This is a genomic window from Paenisporosarcina sp. P4_E4_2, assembly GCF_056401595.1.
Genome location: NZ_JBFUJC010000348.1, coordinates 1 through 3,215, shown reverse-complemented (window position 1 = coordinate 3,215; position 3,215 = coordinate 1). Strand labels below are relative to the sequence as shown.

Sequence of the window (3,215 nt, the reverse complement as noted above, 5' to 3'; positions counted from 1 at the left end):
TCTTGCACTTGCCCGTTGCCATGTGTTTGTTTCTTTTGAGACTCAAGATATTGATAACGCTTTAAATAACACTCTGAAAGAAAAGTTGAGTTTTGAATATGGAAACATACCTCTAGAAAAATTTATAAATTTAAATCAAGACTAAAAAACCAGTTCTAATGATAGGAGCAATAATATAAGGAAAAAGTAAATAGGTGGGCGATCGGATGAATTACAGAATGTCCAAGAACATCGGATTCCAAGTGAAAGACCTGGAAAAAGCAAAACACTTTTACGAAAGTGTTTTAGGTTTAAAAGAACCTGCAAAAAGTGAAGTGGAGGAAGTGGAATTCCAAACGAATCACAATTCGATCTTTCTAATACCAGGAAGCGAAAATTTGGGACCAGTCATGGAAGTCGTTGTGAAAGATCTAAATGAAGCAAAGCAGCACTTAGTGGAAAATGGCGAGATTGTTATGTCCGCGATCCATTCGGAATGGTCTTTAATGTGTGGGAAGAATAGGAAAGATAATCGATAGAGTTGTTTAGTGGCTACAGGTCAGTATACAATGAGGGAAGTTCAATGAACTGACAAAGGAGAATGCCACATGGAAATTACAAATCACATGGTTGAAAAAATGAACGACCCTACGGGCATTATTGTTGGAGACCGTTTTGAGTTTCTGCTTGCCGTTGAAGTTGATGAAGATGATGAGTTATATACAGAAGGCGGATTAGAATTGCGTGTCATTTTGGCTGTCGAAGAAGATGTACATCGCATTGTGCAGTATCATTTTACCGATAAAGCTTCAAATGAAGTTTTGGATTTTGCTTTAGAAGATGATGAAGAAGCAGAAATTCTCGCGTATTGCAAAAATACATTGGCATAAAATAAAACCCTTTTTCAAAGCTCGTTCTTATCAGAAGATAAGATCAGGCGATGAAAAAGGGTTTTTTATTAATATGTTTTACTGTTATCGATAACTGATAACCAGACTGCTGATAAAAATAATTATACTAACTTCCACCATTTCGCAACTGGATAGTCATCAGAACCAATTACAACAGACTGTCCAATTTTTGGTGTCGTAATAGCTACGTCACGTGCTTTCGCAGCTTTTGTGACGCGCTCAATAGGATCGGTCCATGCGTGAAACGCAAGTGTAAAAGCGGACCAGTGGATTGGCATCATCAATTTACCATTTAAATCGAGATGGGCTTGTGCCGTTTCTTCGGGTTTCATATGAATGTTTTCCCAACGATCGTCATACTGGCCACATTCCATCATAGTGAAATCAAATGGACCATACTTTTCGCCAATTTTTTTGAAATGCGTATCGTACCCGCTATCCCCACTATAAAAAATACTCGTTTCTCCACTGCGAATGACCCAAGAACTCCATAAAGTAGAATTGTGATCGAACAGACTGCGGCCAGAGAAGTGACGTGCCGGAGTACTGATAAATTCAATGTCTAAATGGTCAAAAGTGTCCCACCAATCGAGTTCTTTAATTTTTTCAGGTGCTACACCCCAACCTTCCAATCTACTCCCGACACCAAGAGGGACGATAAATTGCCCGACTTTGTGCTTCAGCAATTGAACGGAATCTATATCCAAATGATCATAATGGTCATGAGAGTAAAGGACGATATCGATAGAAGGTATATCATTAATGTCAAATGGCAATTTCTCACTATATCTCTTTCCACCGATCTGAGGAAAAGGGGAAGGAGAGCTACCAAGCATAGGATCGATGAAGATGGTTTTACCATGAAGGTTCAGTAATACAGTCGAATGTCCGAACCATGTCACGCTTGCTTGTGAATTAAGAAAAGAATTCCATTGGAAATTCTCCATCGGAAGCGATCGTGCTGGTGTCAAATCAGGATTTTTTTGAACATAATCTTTAATCATGGAGCCTAAGGTTTTTAAATCATTAGACATAGTCGTATATGAGATATTCTTGAATTTGTTTTTTTCATAGTTGGGGGATGCTATTAATGTTAATTTCTTCTTGGCATTCGGAGCTTTCCCAAATGCCGGATAATGCTGCAAAAAGAGAGTGGAAGCAGTAGCAAATGCTGCCACTCCGAATAAAGTTTTTTTCATCAATGGCACCTCAAATGTGTTATGGGTTATAAAATTTTTCTGATATATGTAGCATAAAAGAAATATAGAAATTAGTCATATTTTAAGAGAAATGGTTAAGTGCATTTATTGACTCTAATTATTCTGTCTAGTTATCGATAAACATTCAACTTCCTCCAAAACGTAAGGAAGTTTTTTTATGTAAATTTAATCGTATCAGTGTCCATTTAATTCCCAAGCCCACAAAATCCATAATGACGATAAATAATCGTTCAGACATTATTTATCCGCTTACATACATGTTATTTGCTATAAATAGATGAATATTCTTTAAATTCTATTTATTCTATATATTTATCATCTCGAATCGTGTTACTGTAGTACACATTACTTCGTGCAACGAAGTGAAAGAGAAAAGTAATGGGGGTAGGGAATCAATATGTCACAGATGCTAGCTTTAAGTATTTTAGTTTTCATTCTTTTTATTGGGGATGTAGTCGCGATTCGCACGAAAGCGTGGGTTCCTTCAATTTTTATCAGTGCCGTTCTTTTCTTAATCGGCTATTGGACATTCTTTCCCTCAAACATTGTAGAGTTATCAGGGATTCCATCAGTTGTAGCAGTCATGTTAATTTACTTGTTAATTACCAATATGGGCACCTTGCTTTCTTTGCAGGAACTGATAAACCAGTGGAAAACCATTTTGATTGCATTGGCAGGAATTCTAGGAATCATTGCTGGATTATTTGGAATCGGGACTTTCCTATTCGGCAGTGAAACAATAATTGTTGCCATTCCACCTTTAGTGGGTGGGCTTGTATCGGCACTTATTATGTCAGAAGGCGCCGCAGAGGCAGGACTTCCAAGCTTAGCTGTTTTCGCCATCGTTATTTACGTGATGCAAGGGTTCGCAGGGTATCCTTTGACATCAGTCATGTTGAAAAAAGAAGGAAAACGTTTGCTTCAACAATTGCGCAATGGGGAAATTGGTTTGAAGCAAGTAGGGGAAGAAAATGAAGAAACACATTCAAGAGAATTGAAATTATTTAACTGGATGCCTGAAAAATACAATACGGAATTCTTTAAATTTTTCCGCTTGGCTTTTGTCGGATTTTTAGCGTATCAAGTATCTACATGGCTTGCACCA

Annotated in this window: 3 protein-coding genes and 1 pseudogene; 3 read left to right on the top strand and 1 reads right to left on the bottom strand. The window is 37.5% G+C overall.

Annotation, left to right across the window (positions count from 1 at the left end):
• Positions 1 to 206: 206 nt before the first annotated feature.
• The gene (locus AC1DSB_RS16870; protein ID WP_477531260.1) at positions 207 to 518 is read left to right on the top strand and encodes a VOC family protein; all 312 of its coding nucleotides are present in this window, start codon (positions 207 to 209) and stop codon (positions 516 to 518) included.
• A gap of 69 nt (positions 519 to 587) precedes the next feature.
• A complete protein-coding gene (locus AC1DSB_RS16865) occupies positions 588 to 869 on the top strand; it encodes a DUF6509 family protein (protein ID WP_016428737.1) in 282 nt (93 codons plus the stop codon).
• A 122-nt stretch (positions 870 to 991) separates the two neighbouring features.
• On the opposite strand, the gene AC1DSB_RS16860 is transcribed toward AC1DSB_RS16865, so the two are convergent.
• Positions 992 to 2,089, bottom strand: coding sequence for an MBL fold metallo-hydrolase (locus AC1DSB_RS16860; RefSeq protein WP_477531259.1), 1,098 nt, complete (start codon positions 2,087 to 2,089; stop codon positions 992 to 994).
• Positions 2,090 to 2,507: 418 nt separating this feature from the next.
• Here AC1DSB_RS16860 and AC1DSB_RS16855 point away from each other — a divergent pair.
• Positions 2,508 to 3,215 (top strand): annotated as a pseudogene (locus AC1DSB_RS16855) (hypothetical protein); the annotation flags it as partial.